Source organism: Myxococcus llanfairpwllgwyngyllgogerychwyrndrobwllllantysiliogogogochensis (assembly GCF_006636215.1).
Classification (GTDB): Bacteria; Myxococcota; Myxococcia; order Myxococcales; family Myxococcaceae; genus Myxococcus; species Myxococcus llanfairpwllgwyngyllgogerychwyrndrobwllllantysiliogogogochensis.
In genome coordinates this window covers 1-380 of the sequence record NZ_VIFM01001050.1, presented here as the reverse complement: position 1 = coordinate 380, position 380 = coordinate 1, and the positions used below count along the sequence as shown (strand labels likewise).

Annotated in this window: 2 protein-coding genes; one reads left to right on the top strand and one right to left on the bottom strand. The window is 68.2% G+C overall.

The annotated features are described in order from the left end of the window. On the bottom strand, window positions 1–191 hold a 191-nt coding region (locus FJV41_RS57775; RefSeq protein WP_497812699.1), incomplete at its 3' end, for a hypothetical protein. On the opposite strand from FJV41_RS57775, the gene FJV41_RS57770 reads away from it, so the two are divergent. Further along, on the top strand, window positions 181–380 hold a 200-nt coding region (locus FJV41_RS57770; RefSeq protein WP_220138092.1), incomplete at its 3' end, for a hypothetical protein. The genes FJV41_RS57775 and FJV41_RS57770 overlap by 11 nt on opposite strands.

Genomic DNA, 380 nt, shown 5'->3' with positions numbered 1-380 from the left:
GCGTCCTGGAACTGCAGGCTGCACAGCGACCGGATCTCGTCGCGGATCTCCGCCACATAGGGTGCGAGCTGCACGCCCGGATTGCGGCAGCGGAACCGGTATTCCACCTGCGCCCCGGGAAACTGGTGCAGCACGACCTGCATCATGGTGAACTTGTACAGGTCGGTATCGAGCAGGCTGGTGATGATCATGTCGGAGGCATCGGCGCGCGGCATGGCGACGGACCATGGCGCGGAACGGAAAGCGGCAGGTGGCGCGAAGCATTGTGGCACCAAGCGCGACCTCGCGCGCGGCAGCGGTCACGCACGGCCGCGCTGCGCTGCCGCGGGCGATGCGCGCGATTCCACGATGCGGGCCGAATGCCCCTGTCCGCGCTACCC